This window comes from Streptomyces venezuelae (assembly GCF_008642275.1).
GTDB classification, from domain to species: Bacteria; Actinomycetota; Actinomycetes; order Streptomycetales; family Streptomycetaceae; genus Streptomyces; species Streptomyces venezuelae_E.
This window is the reverse complement of the sequence record NZ_CP029189.1, coordinates 2,147,393-2,166,260: the sequence shown is the minus strand read 5'-3', so window position 1 is coordinate 2,166,260 and position 18,868 is coordinate 2,147,393. Positions and strand designations below refer to the sequence as shown.

Below are 18,868 nucleotides of genomic sequence, written 5' to 3'. Positions count from 1 at the left end.
GGATGGGCGAGTGAGGGTGGAAATGACCTAAAAGCCTCATAAGCGAGACATGTGCGGAGGTGCATGAGAATGCGCCGTAAGATCGTTGCGGCAGCCATGGCGGGCGCCGCGGGAATCGCGATAGGTCTGCTGCCCGTCGCCAGCGCCTCGGCTTCCGTCGTCACCGGAAACGGCGGTGGCGGCAACGGCGGCTACGACTGCTGGCGGTACCCCTCGAACCGCTCCGACGCCCGGTGGGACGCCTGCTGCAACCACGACTGGCGCAACCGTCCCAGCTGGTGCTGGGACCGGGGCGGCGTCGGCGGATACAACGACAACTGGCGCGACAACCACAACTGGCGCGACGCGAACTGGCGCAACTCCGACTGGTCGAACTGGAACGACTCCGGCCGCGGCGGCAACGGTGACTGGGGCCACCACGACGACTGGGGCAACGGTCGTGGCGGCAACGGTGACTGGAACGGCGGCCGTGGCGGCGACGGCGGCGGTAACTGGGGCGGCGGCGGTGGCGACGGCGGCGGCAACTGGGGTGGCGGCGGTGGCAACGGCGGCGACGGCGGCGGTAACTGGGGCGGCGGTGGCAACGGCGGCGACGGCGGCGGCAGCTGGGGTGGCGGCGGCGGAGGGGGCGGCGGTGGCGGCGGCTGGGGTGGCGGCTGAGCCCCACCCGGACGCGTAGGACCGCGACCGCGAGGACCCCGCGAGTGCCGCGAGGACCCCGCGAGGACCGCGAACCCGGACCCGTCCCGATCCGAGTCGATGCCCCTGCTCCTCCCTACCGGAGGAGCAGGGGCATCGCCCCTGTCAGGTCGCGCAGGCAGCGCACCGCGAGTTCCGCCGGGGATCCCGGGCCCGAGACCGGGGCCTGCGTCGTCGACCACAGCTCCAGCGCGACGCGGATCGCGTCGGTGGCCGCCGCCGCGAGCAGGCGTACCTCCAGCGGGTCGGCCTCCGGACCCACCAGCCGGGAGATCACCGGAACCAGGTGCTCCTCGGAATCCTGGTTCACGCGGTACCAGACCGCGCGCAGGGCCTGGTCGTCCACCGCCGCGCGCAGCAGGCCGCGGGTCACCTCCAGGCCCTCCTCGACCGCCTGCTGCCCGCTCAGGGACCGGGTGACCGCGCGTTCCAGCGCCTCGCCCAGCGGTGTCCCGGGGTCCTCCTCGGCGAGCAGGGCGCGCCAGGCGTCGCCACCGCCCGCCAGCAGCGGGGCCACGGCCTCCTGCTTGTTGCGGAAGTAGCGGTAGAAGGTGCGCAGAGCCACTCCCGCCCGGTGGGCGATGTCCTCCGCGGTGGTGCCGTCGGGGCCGTGTTCGGCGAACAGGTCACAGGCCGCGCGGGCGATGTCGAGCTGGGTGGCGGCCTTGCGTCGCTCGGTCAGCGACTGGGCTCCGGGGCCGGTCTGGGGAGCGTACGGACGAGGGGATCTCACGGGTGAAGCGTACTCCTCGCCGATCCCGGCAATTACGTTCTTTGTCGTCATGGCAAAACGTGCCATCACTTGGGTACGCTCGCGCCATGAACCGTTACGAAGGACGTCGCGTCCTCATCACCGGCGGTGGCTCCGGCATCGGCCGGGCCACCGTCCACCGCATCCTCGCCGAAGGCGGCCGGGTCCACGCCGTGGACGTCGACGAGGCCGGCCTGAAGACCACCGCCGAGCGGGCCGCCGCCGCCGGCCACGCGGACCGGCTCACCACCGCGCCCCTCGACATATCCGACGAGAACGCCGTCAAGGAAGGCGTGGCCGCCGCGGCCGCCGCCCTCGGCGGGATCGACGTACTGGTCAACGCGGCCGGCATCCTGCGCTCCGCGCACACCCACCAGACCACCCTCGACCTCTGGAACCAGGTCATCGGGGTCAACCTGACCGGTACCTTCCTGATGATCCGCGAGTCCCTCCCGGCGCTGCTCGCGGGCGAGCAGCCGGTCGTCGTGAACTTCAGCTCCACCTCGGCGTCCTTCGCCCACCCCTACATGTCCGCCTACGCGGCCAGCAAGGGCGGCATCCAGTCCATGACCCACGCGCTGGCCGCCGAGTACAGCAAGCAGGGCCTGCGCTTCGTCAGCGTCGCGCCCGGCTCCATCGAGAGCGGCATGACCACCGGCACCGGCCCCGGCCTGCCCGAGGACACCGACTGGTCCCTCTTCGCCAAACTGGCCCCGGCCCTCGGCCAGGGCTTCGCCGGTCCGCAGACCGTCGCCGGCGTCGTCGCCATGCTGGGCTCCGAGGACGGTGCGTTCATCACGGGTACGGAGATCCGCATCGACGGCGGCACGCACTACTGATCAGGCGCGGAACCGGTCCCACAGCCGGGGGAAGCGCTCCGCGAGCACCGCTTCGTTCTCGAAGTCCAGCGGAGCGCCCTCCGGCTCGGCCGGCTGCAACGGGATGCCCAGGTCCGGCGCCACCGCCCCGGTCAGCTGCTCGTACGCCTCGTCGGCCGCGTACCCCAGCTCCTCGCCGTCCCCGTCGATCTCCTCGTCGAACTCGCCCAGCAGCTCGGCCAGCTGGTCGGGGTCGTGCACCCCGCCCTCGAACACCTCCCGCCCCTGGCCGATCAGCCAGCAGCGGAAGTAGTCGAAGGCGTCGTCGCTCGCCCCGTCGAGCAGCACCCAGGCCGCGCCCCACAGGTCCCAGGTGTACGCCCGGTTGTACCGGGACTCGAAGTGCCGGGCGAAGTCCAGGACGGAGTCCGGGTCGAACTGTGCGAGCCGCTCCACGAGCAGCTCGGCGTGCTCCTCGGGGTCGCCGTCGGCGGCCTCGCGGGTACGGTCGACGATCTCCCAGAACTCCGTCTCGTCCATCACCGCTCCAGCATCACGGGTCCACCCCCCGGCCGCCACCGCGCATACGGCCAAAGGCCGGTGTCCGATCCCCTCGGCGGGGCCGGACACCGGCCTTCGGTGTGCTGTGCGCGGGCGCGCGGCCTTACAGGCCGTAGCGCTCCCGGGCCTCCTTGACGGCGGACGCCGGCACCTCGCCGCGGCGGGCGAGCTGGGCCAGCGCGGCCACCACGATCGACTGGGCGTCGACACCGAAGTGGCGGCGGGCGCCCTCGCGGGTGTCGGACAGGCCGAAGCCGTCCGTACCGAGCGAGGTGTAGTCCTGCTCCACCCACTGGCTGATCTGGTCCGGGACCTGACGCATCCAGTCGGAGACGGCGAGCACCGGGCCCTGGGCGCCTTCCAGCGCACGCGTGACGAACGGGGTGCGGACCTCGCCGCGCAGCAGCGCCTCGTCGCACTCCAGCGCCTCGCGCCGCAGCTCGCCCCAGGAGGTGGCGGACCAGACGTCGGCGGCCACGTTCCACTCGGCGGCCAGCAGCTTCTGAGCCTCCAGGATCCAGTGGATCGCCGTGCCGGAGGCCATCAGCTGGACCTTGGGGGCGTCGGCGGCCGGGGCCGCCTCCGCCAGGTCCGCCGCCGTGTTGAAGCGGTAGAGGCCCTTGAGGATGCCCTCCTCGACGCCCTCGGGCATCGCCGGCTGCACCTTCGGCTCGTTGTAGACCGTGAGGTAGTAGAAGACGTCTTCCGGCGTCTCGCCGTACATCCGGCGCAGACCGTCCTTGACGATCACCGCGATCTCGTACGCGAAGGCCGGGTCGTAGTTGAGCGAGGCCGGGTTCGTGGACGCGATCAGGTGCGAGTGGCCGTCCGCGTGCTGCAGGCCCTCACCGGTCAGGGTCGTACGACCGGCGGTGGCGCCGACGATGAAGCCCTTGCCGAGCTGGTCGGCGAGCTGCCACATCTGGTCGGCGGTGCGCTGCCAGCCGAACATCGAGTAGAAGATGTAGAACGGGATCATCGGCTCGCCGTGCGTCGCGTACGACGTGCAGGCGGCGATGAAGTCGGCCATGGCGCCGGCCTCGGTGATCCCCTCGTTGAGGATCTGGCCGTCCTTGGCTTCCTTGTAGTACATGAGCTGGTCGCGGTCGACCGGCTCGTACGTCTGGCCCAGCGGCGAGTAGATGCCGGCCGACGGGAAGAGGGACTCCATACCGAAGGTACGGGCCTCGTCGGGGACGATCGGCACCCAGCGCTTGCCGGTCTCCTTGTCCCGCATCAGGTCCTTGACGAGCCGGACGAAGGCCATGGTGGTGGCCATCTCCTGCTTGCCGGAGCCCTTGAGCAGCGGGGCGAAGGAACGGTCGGCGGGAGCCGGCAGGGCCACGCGCTTGACCTTGCGGGCCGGGGCCGGGCCGCCGAGCGCCGCGCGGCGCTCGTTCAGGTACTGCACCTCGGGGCTGTTCGCGCCCGGGTGGCCGTACGGGACCTTGCCGTCGGCGAAGGCGCTGTCCGGGATCGGGAGGCCAAGGAGGTCACGCATGTCCTTGAACTCGTCGATCGTCAGCTTCTTCATCTGGTGGTTCGCGTTCTTCGACTCGAACCCGGCACCCAGCGTGTAGCCCTTGACGGTCTGCGCGAGGATGACCGTCGGCGCGCCCTTGTGCTCCAGGGCGGCCTTGTACGCGGCGTAGACCTTGCGGGGCTCGTGGCCGCCGCGGGAGCTGTGGAAGCACTCGGCGATCTTCGCGTCGGTGAGCAGGCCGCCGAGGGCGGTGAGCTCGGCGTTCGCGCCGAAGAAGTGCTGGCGGATGTAGGCCACGTCGCGGGTCGCGTACGTCTGGAACTGCGCGTCGGGTACCTCGCGCAGACGGCGTACGAGGGCGCCCGTGGTGTCGAGCTGGAACAGCTCGTCCCAGGCGGAGCCCCACAGGGACTTGATGACGTTCCAGCCGGCGCCGCGGAACTGGGCCTCCAGCTCCTGGACCACGCGGAAGTTGGCGCGGACCGGACCGTCGAGGCGCTGCAGGTTGCAGTTGATGACGAAGGTCAGGTTGTCGAGCTGCTCGCGGGAGGCGAGGGCCAGGGCGGCGGTCGACTCGGGCTCGTCCATCTCGCCGTCGCCCAGGAAGGCCCAGACGTGCGAGTTCGCGGTGTCCTTGATGTTCCGGTTCTGCAGGTAGCGGTTGAACCGCGCCTGGTAGATCGCGGAGAGCGGGCCGAGGCCCATGGAGACCGTGGGGAACTCCCACAGCCACGGCAGGCGCCGCGGGTGCGGGTAGGACGGCAGGCCGTTGCCGCCGGACTCCTGGCGGAAGTTGTCGAGCTGCTGCTCGGAGACGCGCCCGTCGAGGAAGGCGCGGGCGTAGATGCCGGGGGAGGCGTGGCCCTGGATGTAGAGCTGGTCGCCCGATCCGTCGGCCTCCTTCCCGCGGAAGAAGTGCTGGAAGCCGGTCTCGTACAGCCACGCGGCGGAGGCGAAGGTGGCGATGTGGCCGCCGACGCCGTACTTCGAGCCGCGGGTCACCATGGCGGCCGCGTTCCAGCGGTTCCACGCGGTGATCCGGGCTTCCATCGCCTCGTCACCGGGGAACTCGGGCTCCGCGGCGGTGGGGATGGTGTTGACGTAGTCCGTCTCCAGCAGCTTCGGCAGGGCGAGGCCGGCGGCCTCGGCGTGCTGGAGCGTACGGCGGAGCAGGTATTCGGCGCGGCGCGTACCGGCGGCCTGTGCGACGGCGTCGAGGGAGGCCGCCCATTCGGCGGTCTCCTCGGTGTCGCGGTCCGGGAGCTGGTCGAGCTCGCTCGGAAGCTTTCCTACGGGGTCGGACATCGCTGTGCGCCGCCTTCCGGACAAAGGAGAGGTGGTGAAGAAAATCCCTGACGGGCAGGACAGGGTCGATGGACCTGGTTGAGGTCCGCGACGACTGTAAATCCCTGATCGATGATCGATCAAATAAAAGTGACAAAGAAACGTCGATCTGACGAAAGTCGGCACCGCGTGCCAGCAAAACGGGCACGCGGTGCCGGTCAAACCGGGGTGAAACGGTCACTCAGGCCCGGGGTGCGCACCCCAGGACATGCCGCTTCACCAGCACGCCGATGTCCGGATCCCGACTGCGGAAGGCCTCGACGAGCGTCTCGTGCTCCTCCGCGTAGGACTTCTGGACGGTCCCCAGCCAGCGGATCGACAGGGCCGTGAACACCTCGATGCCCAGGCTCTCCCAGGTGTGCAGCAGCACGCTGTTCCCGGCCGCCCGCACCATCTCCCGGTGGAACCCGACGGTGTGCCGCACCTGCGCGGTCCCGTCCTCGGTCCGGTCGGCCTCCCACAGGGCCGCCACGTGCGGCTCCAGCGCCGAGCAGTCGGCCGCCAGCCGCGGCGCGGCCAGCTCGGCCGCGATCTGCTCCAGGCCCGCCCGGACCGGGTAGATCTCCTCCAGGTCGGCCGCGGAGAGGTTACGGACCCGCACGCCCTTGTTCGGCGCCGACTCGATCAGCCGCAGCGTCTCCAGCTCGCGCAGGGCCTCCCGTACGGGGGTCTGGCTGACCTCCAGCTCCACGGCGATGCGCCGCTCCACGATCCGCTCACCGGGCTTCCAGCGCCCGCTGACGATCCCCTCCACGATGTGCTCGCGGATCTGCTCGCGCAGCGAGTGCACGACGGGTGGGGTGATCATCGGGGCTTCATCTCCTGGTGGGTGTGCAGGGACACGGCGGGGCCTGATGCGTAGACAATACGGCGGCGCCCCCGCCCGGGAGTATCCCGGACGGGGGCGCCGACAGTGAGGCTGGTTACAAGCCGTTCGGCTCAGAGGCCGAGCTCGACCTCGAACTCGCCGGCCTCCAGGATCGCCTTGACGGCCGAGAGGTACCGGGCCGCGTCCGCGCCGTCCACCAGGCGGTGGTCGTAGGACAGGGTCAGGTACGTCATGTCGCGGATGCCGATGTTGGTGCCCTCGGCGGTCTCGATGACCACCGGGCGCTTCACCGTGGCACCGATGCCCAGGATGGCGACCTGGTTCGGGGGCACGATGACCGTGTCGAAGAGCGCACCGCGCGAGCCGGTGTTGCTGATGGTGAAGGTCGCGCCCGACAGCTCGTCCGGCGTGATCTTGTTGCCGCGGACCTTGGCGGCCAGGTCGGCGGTCGCCTTGGAGATGCCCGCCAGGTTGAGGTCACCGGCACCCTTGATGACCGGGGTCATCAGGCCCTTCTCGGAGTCCACGGCGATGCCGATGTTCTCCGAGTCGAAGTAGGTGATGGTGCCCTCGTCCTCGTTGATCCGGGCGTTGACGACCGCGTGGGCCTTCAGCGCCTGGGCAGCGGCCTTGACGAAGAACGGCATCGGCGAGAGCTTGACGCCCTCACGGGCCAGGAACGCGCCCTTGGCCTTCTCGCGCAGCTTCATGATCTTGGTGATGTCCACCTCGACCACGGAGCTGAGCTGAGCCTGCGAGTGCAGGGCCTTCATCATGTTGTCGCCGATGACCTTGCGCATGCGGGTCATCTTGACCGTCTGACCGCGCAGCTCGGACACCGCGGCGGCCGGGGCCTTGGCGGCGGGAGCGGCAGCGGCCGGAGCCGGGGCGGCGGCAGCGGCCTTGGCGGCCTCGGCGGCGGCCAGGACGTCCTGCTTGCGGATGCGGCCACCGACGCCGGTGCCCGAAACCGTGGACAGGTTGACGCCGGACTCCGAGGCGAGCTTGCGCACCAGCGGGGTCACGTACGCGGCCTCGTCACCGGCGGACGCCGGAGCGGCCGGGGCGGCGGCCGGAGCCGGGGTCACCGGAGCCGGAGCGGCCACCGGGGCGGCGGCCTGGACCGGCGCCGGGGCGGCGACCGGAGCGGCCGGGGCCGGGGCGGCGACGGGGGCGGCCGGAGCCGGGGCAGCCGGAGCCGGAGCGGCGGCCGGAGCCGGAGCGGCAGCCGGGGCCGGAGCGGCGGCCGGAGCCGGAGCGGCCGGGGCGGCACCGGCGACGCCGATGACGGCCAGACGGGCGCCGACCTCGGCGGTCTCGTCCTCGCCGACCAGGATCTCCAGCAGCGTGCCGGAGACCGGCGCGGGGATCTCGGTGTCGACCTTGTCGGTCGAGACCTCCAGCAGCGGCTCGTCGGCCTCGATGGACTCGCCGACCTGCTTCAGCCAGCGGGTGACGGTGCCCTCGGTGACGGACTCGCCCAGGGCGGGGAGCACGACATCGGTGCCGGAAGCGGCACCGGCGGGGGCGGCGGCGGGCGCCTCGGCGGCGGGAGCCGGGGCCGCGGGGGCCTCGGCGACCGGAGCCGGAGCGGCCGCGGGGGCCTCGGCGGCAGCGGCCGGCTCGGCGGCCGGAGCCGCTGCGGCGGCCGGAGCGCCGGAGCCGTCGTCGATGACGGCCAGCTCGGCGCCGACCTCGACGGTCTCGTCCTCGGCGACCTTGATGGAGGCCAGGATGCCCGACACGGGGGAGGGGATCTCGGTGTCGACCTTGTCGGTCGAGACTTCGAGCAGCGGCTCGTCGGCCTCGACGCGCTCGCCCTCGGCCTTCAGCCAGCGGGTGACAGTGCCCTCGGTGACGCTCTCACCGAGCGCCGGAAGGGTTACGGAAACCGACATGGTTTCAGTTGCTCCTAACGAAAGTGCGGAAGTGGTCGTCGCGCCCGTGACGAATTAGTCGTGGGAGTGAAGCGGCTTGCCGGCGAGCGCCAGGTGGGCCTCGCCCATCGCTTCGTTCTGGGTCGGGTGCGCGTGGATGAGCTGCGCGACCTCGGCCGGCAGAGCTTCCCAGTTGTAGATCAGCTGGGCCTCGCCGACCTGCTCGCCCATCCGGTCACCGACCATGTGGACGCCGACCACGGCACCGTCCTTGACCTGGACGAGCTTGATCTCGCCCGCGGTCTTGAGGATCTTGCTCTTGCCGTTGCCCGCCAGGTTGTACTTCAGGGCCACGACCTTGTCCGCGCCGTAGATCTCCTTGGCCTTGGCCTCGGTGATGCCGACGGACGCGACCTCGGGGTGGCAGTAGGTGACGCGCGGGACACCGTCGTAGTCGATCGGGACGGCCTTGAGGCCGGCCAGACGCTCCGCGACCAGGATGCCCTCGGCGAAGCCGACGTGCGCGAGCTGGAGGGTGGGGACGAGGTCACCGACGGCCGAGATGGTCGGCACGTTGGTCTGCATGTACTCGTCGACCAGGACGTAGCCGCGGTCCATCGCGACGCCCTGCTCCTCGTAGCCCAGACCCTGCGAGACGGGGCCGCGGCCCACCGCGACCAGCAGCACCTCGGCCTCGAAGGTCTTGCCGTCGGCGAGCGTCACGCGGACGCCGTTCTCCGTGTACTCGGCCTTGTCGAAGAAGGTGCCCAGGTTGAACTTGATGCCGCGCTTGCGGAAGGCGCGCTCCAGCAGCTTGGAGCTGTTCTCGTCCTCGACCGGCACGAGGTGCTTGAGGCCCTCGATGACGGTGATGTCGGAGCCGAAGGACTTCCACGCCGAGGCGAACTCGACGCCGATGACGCCGCCGCCCAGGACGATCGCCGACTCGGGCACGCGGTCCAGGACCAGCGCGTGGTCCGAGGAGATGATGCGGTTGCCGTCGATCTCCAGGCCCGGCAGCGACTTCGGCACGGAGCCGGTCGCCAGCAGGATGTGGCGGCCCTGGATGCGCTGGCCGTTCACGTCGACGGACGTCGGGGAGGACAGGCGGCCCTCACCCTCGATGTAGGTCACCTTGCGGGAGGCGACCAGGCCCTGCAGACCCTTGTACAGGCCCGAGATGACCTCGTCCTTGTACTTGTGGACACCCGCGATGTCGATTCCCTCGAAGGAGGTCTTGACACCGAACTGGGCGGCTTCACGAGCCTGGTCCGCGATCTCGCCCGCGTGCAGCAGAGCCTTCGTGGGGATGCAGCCGTTGTGCAGGCAGGTGCCACCGAGCTTGTTCTTCTCGATCAGGGCAACGTCCAGACCCAGCTGGGATGCGCGCAGCGCCGCGGCGTAACCGCCACTGCCACCGCCGAGGATCACTAGGTCGAAAACGGTGCTGGCGTCGTTCGCCACGTCACGTCCTCCATGCATGTGCGCCGGGCACCGGTCCTCAGTGACCGGGCGGCGGCTGGTATACGGCCGCTTGTTTCTTCGGCCCTGTGGTGGGGGCCCTGTCCTGCCGAGAACCCATCTTCGCATTTGTCGGGGGAACACGGGACGCCGGGCCCACGATGTGATCGGGCGATCCTCCCGGACCAGGGGTTACCGCTGCGTAGGTACGTACCGGGATACCCACCGATTCCTTCAGGTTTCGTCGTGAGACGGACGCACCCCGGGCCGTGACCCGGCCCGGGGTGCGTCACATCACATCGAACGGGGCGGTCAGCCCAGGTCGCCCGTGGCCGTGCGCTCGGCCAGCCGCACCAGGGTGCGGACGGCGGAGCCGGTGCCGCCCTTGGGGGTGTAGCCGTGCGGCGCGCCCTCGTGGAAGGCGGGGCCGGCGATGTCGAGGTGGGCCCAGGTGATGCCCTCGCCGACGAACTCCTGCAGGAAGAGGCCGGCCACCAGGCCGCCGCCCATGCGGACACCCATGTTCGCGATGTCGGCGGTGGGGGAGTCCATGCTCTTGCGCAGCTCCGCGGGGAGCGGCATCGGCCAGGAGGACTCGCCGACCTCCTCGGCGATCTCGTGGATCGACGTGCGGAAGGCGTCGTCGTTGGCCATGATCCCGAAGGTGCGGTCGCCGAGGGCGAGCACCATGGCACCGGTGAGGGTGGCGACGTCGACGATCGCGTCCGGGTTGTCCTCGGAGGCCTTCGTGAGCGCGTCACCGAGGACGAGACGGCCCTCGGCGTCCGTGTTGAGGACCTCGACGGTCTTGCCGCTGTACATGCGCAGCACGTCACCCGGCTTGGTGGCGGAGCCGGACGGCATGTTCTCGGCGAGCGCCAGCCAGCCGGTGACGTTCACCCGCAGGCCCAGCTTCGCGGCCGCGACGACGGAGGCGAAGACGGCGGCGGCGCCGGCCATGTCGCACTTCATCGTCTCGTTGTGGCCGGCCGGCTTCAGGGAGATGCCGCCCGAGTCGTAGGTGATGCCCTTGCCGACGAAGGCCAGGGTCTTCTCCGCCTTGGGGTGCGTGTACGTGAGCTTCACCAGGCGCGGCAGGTTCTCGGAGCCCTTGCCGACGCCCATGATGCCGCCGTAGCCGCCCTTGAGGAGGGCCTTCTCGTCCAGCACCTGGACCTTGATGCCGTTCTCCTTCGCGGCCGCGGAGGCGACCGCGGCGAAGGCCTCGGGGGTCAGGTCGTTCGGCGGGGTGTTCACCAGGTCACGGGCGACGTTGACCTCGGCCGCCACGATCGCGGCGCGCTCGATCGCGGCCTTGTGCTCCTTGTCGCGGGGCTTGGCGCCCAGCAGGGCCACCTCGGCCAGCGGTGCCTTCGGGGCCGCGCCCTTGGCCTCCTTGCGGACCTTGTTCTCGCCGCCCTGGTAGGCGGTGAACGCGTACGCGCCGAGCAGCGCGCCCTCGGCGACGGCGGTGACGGCCGAGGCGTCCTCCAGCGGGAGGGCGAAGGCGGCCTTCTTGCTGCCGTGCAGCGCGCGGGCGGCGGCGCCGGCGGCGCGGCGCAGCACCTCCTCGTCGAACGACTCGTCCTTCTCGGGGACGGAGCCGAGCCCCACCGCCAGCACGACCGGGACCTTGAGGCCCGCCGGGGCCGGGAGCTTGGTGATCTCGCCTTCGGCGCCCGAGGCGCCCAGCGCGTCGAGGACGCCGGCGAGCTTACCGTCGAACGCCTTGTCCACGGCCTCGGCGCCCGCGGCGGCGATCGGTCCCTTGGGGCCCTTCGCCACGCCGACCACGAGGGCGTCGGCGCGGAGCGTCGCCGCGCCGGCAGTGCTGAGAGTCAGAGCAGTCACGGTGGTGAAGTCTCGCTTCCGTTTGTGTGTGTGGGCCGAGTGGGTGGACGGCCATCCGTAGCGATCGTATTCGGGCCCGACAGCCGCCAGAAATGAGCCTACGCGTACGCGCTCGTCCGTACGTCACTCGAAGGTTTGGCAAGTTGTTCGATCAAGAGGCCATCAGGTTCACCCATCTGTGGACTCTGCTCCAGGTTTGCCTCGTAGACCTGACGAGGTCCGAAAGACTCGGTCCACTCTCGCAAGGGGACGCGGGGTTCCTTTGCATGATTTCCACAGAGCCTCCCAGGCCCGGCTGTCCGCCAGGGCCGGATCGAGGGACGCCTGCGGGGGGAAAGGCCGAATATGGTCAACAAGAACCGGATGAACAGGGTCGCCGCGATGATGGCGGCAGCAGCCCTGGTGTCCGTAGCAGTACCCGCCGCGACCGCCACGGCGGCCGTGACACCGCGCATCGACCTGAAGGTGCTCGTCGTCGACGACGGCGGCAGCTCGGTCGAGGCGATCACCGCGGAACTCCGCGACACGGGGGTGCCCTACACCCGCGTCCAGCTGGGCAGCAGCGGCCGCCCGGTCATCAATGCGGGCTTCCTCAGCGAACCCGCCGACAGTGCGACCGGCCGTCCGCGCGCCAAGTACCAGGGCGTCGTCCTGCCGAACGAGAACCCGTTCGGCGAGGGCTCGGCCGAGATGGCCGCCCTCACCGCCTACGAGACGGCGTACGGCATCCGCCAGGTCGACGCCTACACCTGGGCCCACCCGGGCGTCGGGCTGGAATACACCGACAACGGCGGCTACAGCGGCCAGCTCGACGGCACCCAGGCCGCCGTCACCACCGCCGGAAAGGCCGGCCCGTTCGCCTACCTCGGCGGCCAGGTCACCTTCGAGGACAACTCGGCCCTGGTTCCCGAGAGCTTCGGCTTCATGGGCAAGCCGCGCCCCGGCTACACCAGCTACGTCGACGCGCCCGTCGGTTCCGGCCGGGCCTCGCTCGTCGGCGAGTACACCCACGACGGCCGCAGCGAACTGGTCGTCACCTTCGGCTACAACCAGTACCAGCAGCAGTTCCGGCTGCTCGCCCGCGGCATCGTCGACTGGCTGACCCAGGGGGTGCACCTCGGCCAGAGCCGCAACTACTTCGCGGTCCACGTCGACGACGTCTTCGCCCCCGACGCCCGCTGGAACAAGGACCTGAACTGCACGCCGGGCGACTACGCCTGCGCGGGCGGCGAGGGCAAGGAGAGCACCATCCGGATGAGCGCCGCCGACGCCGTGTACGCGGCGCAGTGGCAGACGTCGAAGAACTTCAAGCTCGACATGCTCTTCAACGGCGGCGCCGGCGAGGAGTGGAAGGCCGAGAACGGCGGCGTCGACGCGCTGACCGCCCAGCTCGTCGCCGACCGCGCCAAGTACCGGTGGATGAACCACACCTACACCCACCCGTTCCTCGGCTGCGTCCAGAACACCGCCGTCACCCCGTGGACCTGTACGAAGAACGCCGCCGGCGCGATCCAGTACATGAGCCGCGCCGACATCTCCGCCCAGATCCGCGACAACAACAACTGGGCCGCCGCCAAGGGCATCACCACGGACAAGACCGAACTGGTCACCGGCGAGCACTCCGGCCTCAAGACCGCACCGCAGCAGCCCGTGGACAACCCCAACCTGGCCGGCGCCCTCGCCGACAACGGGGTCAAGTGGGCGGGCAGCGACAACTCCCGCGAACCCGCGCAGCGCGCGGTCGGCGCGGCCCTCACGGTCCCCCGGCACCCGATGAACGTGTACTACAACACGGGCACCAACGCCGAGATGGCCGACGAGTACAACTGGATCTACACCAGCCGAGCCCACGGCGGAAGCGGCATCTGCGAGGACAACCCGGCGACCTCCACCTGCCTGCCGGCCCCGCTGAACGTCAACACCGGCTACCTCGACACCATCGTCCCGGCGGAGGCCCGCACGGCCCTGCGCCACGTCCTCGCCAACGACCCGCGGCCGCACTACGTCCACCAGTCCAACCTCGCCGAGGACCGCACCCTCTACCCGGTGCTCAACCAGGTCCTCGACACCTACCGCGCCCTCTACGCCCCCAGCGCGCCGATCGTCAACCAGTCCATGAAGGACACCGGCGTCGAGTTCCAGCGCCGCGCCGCCTGGGACAAGGCCCTCGCGGAAGGCAAGGTCACCGCCTACCGCATCGGCAAGGACGTCACCATCAAGGCGCCGTCCGGGGTCGTCGCCCCGGTGACCGCCCCCACCGGCACGAAGAAGCAGCTGCTGCTCGGCACCGCCGACTTCGGCACCGCCTACGCCGGTACCCGCTCCGCCTGGGCCGGTCCCGAGCTGCTCCAGAGCGCCGTCACGCTCAAGCTGCCCAGCTGACCGTCCCGCAAGCCACCACGAGTACCACCTAGCGCCGGCGCTCCGCGAACCCACGGGCGCCGGCCCCTTTTCCGTCCTGGGGGGACACACCGCATGAGTCATGGGCGTCACGTCACCATGCTCACCGAAGGCACCTACCCGCACGTCCACGGGGGCGTCAGCACCTGGTGCGACCAACTCGTCCGGGGTATGCCCGAGGTCGACTTCAACGTCATAGCCCTGACCGGCTCCGGACGCGAGCCGGTCACCTGGGAACTGCCCCGCAACGTCTACCGGCACACCGCCTTCCCGCTCTGGGGGCCGCTCCCGGCCCGCATCCGCCGGTCGTCCCTGCGCGGCCGGGCCCACCGCCGCTTCACCGAGGTCTACGAGAGCTTCCTGCTCTCCCTGCTCGACCCCGAGCCCGATCCGGCCCGCCACAGCTTCTCCGAGGCCCTGCGCGAACTGGCCGTCCTGGCCCGGGCCGGAAAGCTCGCACCGGCCCTGCGCTCCGAATCGGTCCTGCGCCTGCTGATGACCGTATGGACCCGGCCCGGACTCGCCACCGCCGAGGCCGCGCCCACCATCCACGACGCGCTCACCGCCACCGACCTGCTGGAACACGCACTGCGCCCGCTCGGTGTCCGGATCCCGCCCGACAGCGTCGCCCACGCCGTCAGCAGCGGCCTCGCCACCCTCCCGGCCCTCGCCGCCAAATACCTCGACGGTGTTCCCTTCCTGCTCACCGAGCACGGCATCTACCTGCGCGAGCGCTACCTCGGCTACCGCAGCGCCGCCCAGCGCTGGCCCGTCAAGGCCCTCATGCTCGGCTTCTACCGCGAGCTCAACACCGAGGGCTACCGGCAGGCCGACCTGATCACCCCGTGCAACCAGTACAACCGCCGCTGGGAGGAGCGCGGAGGCGCCGAGTCCGACCGCATCCGCACCGTCTACAACGGTGTCGACCCGCACGCCTTCCCCGAGGCCGGACCCGAACCCGACGTGCCCACCCTCAGCTGGTGCGGCCGCATCGACCCGATCAAGGACCTCGAAACCCTCATCCGGGCCTACGCCTTCATGCGCGAGGAACTGCCCGCCCTCCGGCTGCGCCTCTTCGGCCCCGTCCCGGCCGGCTGCGAGGAGTACAAGCTGCGCCTGGAGAAGCTCGCCGCCGAACTCGGAGTGACCGACGGGATCACCTACGAGGGCCGCATCGAGCAGGTGGCCCAGGCCTACGCGGCCGGCAGCGTCGTCATGCTCTCCTCCATCAGCGAGGGCTTCCCCTTCAGCATCATCGAGGCCATGTCCTGCGGCCGCACCACCGTCTCCACCGACGTCGGCGGAGTCCGCGAGGCCGTCGGCGACACCGGCCTCGTCGTACCGCCGCGCGAGCCCGAGACCATGGCCCGCGCCACCCTCGCCCTGCTCCGCGACGACGAACGCCGGGCCGAGCTCGGCCGGATGTCCCGCAGGCGGGTCGTGGAGAAGTTCACCCTCCACCAGTCCGTGGACGGCTTCCGGCACATCTACCGCGAACTCGCCGGTCAGCCCGTCCTGCCCGTCCACGCGGGCGACGAATGGACCCAGCGGCTCGCCGATCCCTGGTACCGCGAACTCGCTGCCGACGGGAGCCTGTGGTGAGCGGATCCCTCTGGCTCAAGCCGCCCGGCTCCGGTTCCGGATCCGACACGCTCCCCGCCATCCCCCGGCCGCGCCACGACGGCGACGGAGCCGGCGTCACCGCCGCCGCCGACCCCATGGACGAACTCGCCGCACGCCTCGACGTGTTCGTCGCCTCCGCCGTCCACCCCGACGAGATCGCCGCCATCCTCGAATCCGACGGCATGACGGACGAGTACATCCGGCTCACCTACGGCCGCCGCGACTCCTTCGCCCTCGCCGAGGAGCTCTACGCCCGCGTGCCCCGCTCCTTCCCGGAGCCGGGCGCCGCCCCCGACCCCTGGAAGGTCTCCCTCACCGCCTGCCTGCTGCGCGGGGTGATCTTCGCGCTGCCCGGCCTGGCCTACCTGCTCGGCGCGCCCCTGCTCGAAGGCCCGCAGGACCGCCTCGGCCTGCCCGCCGGGACCCTGACCCTGCTCGCCGGCGCGCTCATCGGCTGGGTCTGGGACCAGACCCTGTCCCACCGGGCCTACTCCTGGCTCGGCCTCGGCGACCGGCGAGCCGCCGGGCGGACCCTGCTCGTCGGAGCCCCCGTGGGCGCCCTGCTCGGCACCGCCGCCGCACTGGCGGTGCCCGGCGGGCCCCCGTTCTCCTACGCCTTCGCCGCCGGACAGGCCTTCTACGTCGGGGCCGCCACCGTCCTGCTGGTCCTCGGCCGGGAACGGGTCCTGCTCGCCGCCCTCGCCCCGATGGCCGTCGGAGCACTCCTCGCACTCTTCGTCGACCTGCCCGTGCCGGTCCGGGTGACCCTGCTCGTGGTGTCCCTGCTGGCCGCCTGCACCCTGGCCCTGCGGGAACTCCCGCTGCGTGCCGGGCTGCGGTCCGCCGTGCGCCGGATCCGCGCCTCTGCGGCCCGACGGCCCGGCCACGGCCCCGTGCGCTGGCAGATGCTGCGCGGCGCCGAGGAGGACTTCGCACCCCGCGGACCCCGGATCGGGGACTCGGTCCCCTACGGGGTCTTCGGCCTCGGCACCGGCCTGCTCGTGCTCTACGCCGCCCTCGGGGAGGTCCTCGCCGGAGGCCCTGCCGAGGCGGTCGCCGCCCCCTCCGCCGTGGCCCTCACCCTCAGCATGGGCCCGGCCGAATGGCTGCTCCACCGGTTCCGCAGCGGAAGCCTCTCCGGGCTCCAGGGAGCCCGCTCGCCCCGGGCCTTCCGCCGTCGGATGCTCGCCACCCTGACCCGCTGCCTCGCCGTCTACCTGACCGTCCTGCTGGCCCTGGGGCTGGCCGGCACCCTGCTCTGGCCCGACGCCCCCATGCTCACCGGGGTCCGGATCGCCACCCTGCTGCTGCTCGGGGCCGTCATGTGGACCGGTCTGCTCCTGCAGTCCTTCGGGGCGGTCCGGCCCGCGGCCGTGGTCTGCTCCTCGGCCGCCGTCGCCCAGAGCCTCGCCCTGCTGACCGGGCTCGGCCAGCCCCGGGCGGTCCAGCTGCTGGTGGCGGGCGCCGCCGCGACCGTACTGGCCTTCCTGGTCTGCCTGCTCCTCGGCCGCGCGACCGCCCACCGATGACGCACCGTCCGTCCGACAAGAAGGACCCCATGCTGCTGGTGCCCCTCTACGAGCATCCCGCCGAGCGGCCGGAAGCCTGGGAGCGGCTGATCCGCTCCGCCGGCCGACTGCACTCGGTGGTCCTCAACCCCGACAGCGGACCGGGTACCGCCCGCGACGAGCGGTTCGCCGCCGTCGCCGAACGGCTGCGTGACGCCGGGGTACCCGTCCTCGGATACGCCGACACCGACTACGGGCGGCGCCCGCACGCCGAGGTGGTGCAGGACCTGCTGCGCCACCGCGACTGGTACGCCACTGACGGGGCCTTCCTCGACCAGGCCTCCGCCGACCCGGAACTGCTCCCGCACTACGGGCGGCTCGCGGTCGCCGCCCGGGCCGCGGGCGCCCGTACCCTCGTCCTCAACCACGGGGTCCACCCGCACCCCGGCTACGCGGAACTCGCCGACCTGCTCGTCACCTTCGAGGGACCCTGGGACGCCTACCGGGACGCGGCCGCCGCACCATCGTGGACCGCCGACCATCCGGCCCAGCGGTTCTGCCACCTCGTGTACGGGGTCCCGCCGGGCGCGCTCGCCGCCCGGCTCGCCGAGGAGATCGCCACCGAACGCGGGGCGGGGGTGCACTGCGCCGTCCCGGGCAGCGGAGCCCACCCCTGGGGGACCCTCCCGTACGCGCTGGAGGCGGCGGGATGAGGAAGCTCGCACTCCTGCTGGCCGTGCCGCTGCTGCTGCTCGCCGCCTGTACGAGCCCCCCGCCCGAACCGGAACGGGACGAGTTGTCGCCCGACCCGGCGCCGGGGCAGCGGTGGCAGCCGAAACCGGGGGTCGGCTGGCAGTGGCAGCTCACCGGGAAGCTCGACACCTCGGTGAAGGCGGCCGTCTACGACGTCGACGGGTTCAACACCACGAAGGAGCAGGTCGCCACCCTGAAGAAGGACGGCCGCAAGACCATCTGCTACCTCTCCACCGGAGCCTGGGAGGACTTCCGGCCGGACGCCGGCGCCTTCCCGAAGGCACTGCTCGGCGAGGGCAACGGCTGGGAGGGCGAACGCTGGCTGGACATCCGGGCCCTGGCGGAACTGGAACCGCTGATGGGCAAGCGGTTCGACATGTGCAAGGTGAAGGGCTTCGACGCGGTGGAGCCCGACAACATGGACGGCTACACCAACCGGTCCGGTTTCCCGCTGACGGCGGACGACCAGCTGAAGTACAACCGCCTGATCGCCCGGCTGGCGCACGACCGGGGCATGTCGGTGGGGCTGAAGAACGACCTGGACCAGATCCCGGAGCTGGTCGGGGACTTCGACTTCGCGGTGAACGAGCAGTGCGTGGAGTACGAGGAGTGCGACCGGTACGCGCCGTTCACCGACGCGGGCAAGGCGGTGTTCCACGTGGAGTACGAGGGCCGGCTGAACCGCTGGTGCCCGGTCGCTCGCGCGGCGAAGCTGAGCTCGATGCAGAAACGGTACGACTTGGACGCGTGGCGCAAACTCTGCCCGTAGCCTGGCCGGCATTCTCAGCCCGACCCCGGCCACCGTCAGCCCCGCCGCCGGCGCAACCCGGCCGGGGCCAATTCCGGCTCCACCGTCGGTGGCAGGCCGGCCTGAGCCAAAACCAGCTCCGCCGTCGGTGGCAGGCGGGCC

Annotated in this window: 14 protein-coding genes; 7 read left to right on the top strand and 7 right to left on the bottom strand. The window is 71.3% G+C overall.

From position 1 onward, the window contains the following. The first annotated feature begins 69 nt into the window (after positions 1–69). Positions 70–660, top strand: coding sequence for a hypothetical protein (locus DEJ51_RS34460; RefSeq protein ID WP_190620266.1), 591 nt, complete (start codon positions 70–72; stop codon positions 658–660). A 115-nt stretch (positions 661–775) separates the two neighbouring features. Here DEJ51_RS34460 and DEJ51_RS09165 read toward each other — a convergent pair whose 3' ends face one another. Further along, positions 776–1,432, bottom strand: a complete 657-nt coding sequence (locus tag DEJ51_RS09165; RefSeq protein WP_223835723.1) for a TetR/AcrR family transcriptional regulator — start codon at positions 1,430–1,432, stop codon at positions 776–778. Between the two features lie 86 nt (positions 1,433–1,518). Here DEJ51_RS09165 and DEJ51_RS09160 point away from each other — a divergent pair, with 86 nt between their 5' ends. Next, positions 1,519–2,289, top strand: coding sequence for an SDR family NAD(P)-dependent oxidoreductase (locus DEJ51_RS09160; RefSeq protein WP_150257148.1), 771 nt, complete (start codon positions 1,519–1,521; stop codon positions 2,287–2,289). Here DEJ51_RS09160 and DEJ51_RS09155 read toward each other — a convergent pair whose 3' ends face one another. The 6 genes from DEJ51_RS09155 to DEJ51_RS09130 all read right to left on the bottom strand — a co-directional run bounded on the left by DEJ51_RS09155 (position 2,290) and on the right by DEJ51_RS09130 (position 11,674). Continuing rightward, complete coding sequence (locus DEJ51_RS09155; protein ID WP_150257147.1) at positions 2,290–2,808, bottom strand: DUF4240 domain-containing protein; 519 nt, start codon at positions 2,806–2,808, stop codon at positions 2,290–2,292. Positions 2,809–2,932: 124 nt separating this feature from the next. After that, the gene (aceE, locus tag DEJ51_RS09150) at positions 2,933–5,617 is read right to left on the bottom strand and encodes a pyruvate dehydrogenase (acetyl-transferring), homodimeric type (protein WP_150257146.1); all 2,685 of its coding nucleotides are present in this window, start codon (positions 5,615–5,617) and stop codon (positions 2,933–2,935) included. Between the two features lie 220 nt (positions 5,618–5,837). Beyond that, a complete protein-coding gene (locus DEJ51_RS09145) occupies positions 5,838–6,461 on the bottom strand; it encodes a GntR family transcriptional regulator (protein WP_150261785.1) in 624 nt (207 codons plus the stop codon). A 134-nt stretch (positions 6,462–6,595) separates the two neighbouring features. Further along, on the bottom strand, positions 6,596–8,383 hold the full coding sequence (gene sucB / locus DEJ51_RS09140; protein ID WP_150257145.1) for a 2-oxoglutarate dehydrogenase, E2 component, dihydrolipoamide succinyltransferase: 1,788 nt from the start codon (positions 8,381–8,383) through the stop codon (positions 6,596–6,598). A 54-nt stretch (positions 8,384–8,437) separates the two neighbouring features. Further along, entirely contained in the window at positions 8,438–9,826 is a 1,389-nt protein-coding gene (gene lpdA / locus DEJ51_RS09135; protein WP_150257144.1) for a dihydrolipoyl dehydrogenase, read from the bottom strand. Between the two features lie 309 nt (positions 9,827–10,135). Further along, positions 10,136–11,674, bottom strand: a complete 1,539-nt coding sequence (locus DEJ51_RS09130) for a leucyl aminopeptidase (protein ID WP_150257143.1) — start codon at positions 11,672–11,674, stop codon at positions 10,136–10,138. A 345-nt stretch (positions 11,675–12,019) separates the two neighbouring features. Between DEJ51_RS09130 and DEJ51_RS09125 the strand changes: the two genes are divergently transcribed. The 5 genes from DEJ51_RS09125 to DEJ51_RS09105 all read left to right on the top strand — a co-directional run bounded on the left by DEJ51_RS09125 (position 12,020) and on the right by DEJ51_RS09105 (position 18,727). Continuing rightward, complete coding sequence (locus tag DEJ51_RS09125) at positions 12,020–14,056, top strand: hypothetical protein (protein ID WP_150257142.1); 2,037 nt, start codon at positions 12,020–12,022, stop codon at positions 14,054–14,056. 93 nt (positions 14,057–14,149) lie between these two features. Beyond that, positions 14,150–15,676 carry a GT4 family glycosyltransferase PelF gene (gene pelF, locus DEJ51_RS09120; protein ID WP_150257141.1) on the top strand — a complete coding sequence of 509 codons (1,527 nt, stop codon included), beginning with the start codon at positions 14,150–14,152 and terminating at the stop codon, positions 15,674–15,676. Next, positions 15,673–17,226 (top strand): hypothetical protein, encoded by a 1,554-nt coding sequence (locus tag DEJ51_RS09115; protein ID WP_150257140.1) that lies wholly within the window; start codon positions 15,673–15,675, stop codon positions 17,224–17,226. Before pelF ends, DEJ51_RS09115 begins: the two co-directional genes overlap by 4 nt. Beyond that, complete coding sequence (locus DEJ51_RS09110) at positions 17,223–17,918, top strand: spherulation-specific family 4 protein (RefSeq protein WP_223835722.1); 696 nt, start codon at positions 17,223–17,225, stop codon at positions 17,916–17,918. Before DEJ51_RS09115 ends, DEJ51_RS09110 begins: the two co-directional genes overlap by 4 nt. Then, on the top strand, positions 17,915–18,727 hold the full coding sequence (locus DEJ51_RS09105) for an endo alpha-1,4 polygalactosaminidase (RefSeq protein ID WP_150257139.1): 813 nt from the start codon (positions 17,915–17,917) through the stop codon (positions 18,725–18,727). The genes DEJ51_RS09110 and DEJ51_RS09105 overlap by 4 nt, the downstream gene beginning before the upstream one ends. Positions 18,728–18,868: the final 141 nt, after the last annotated feature.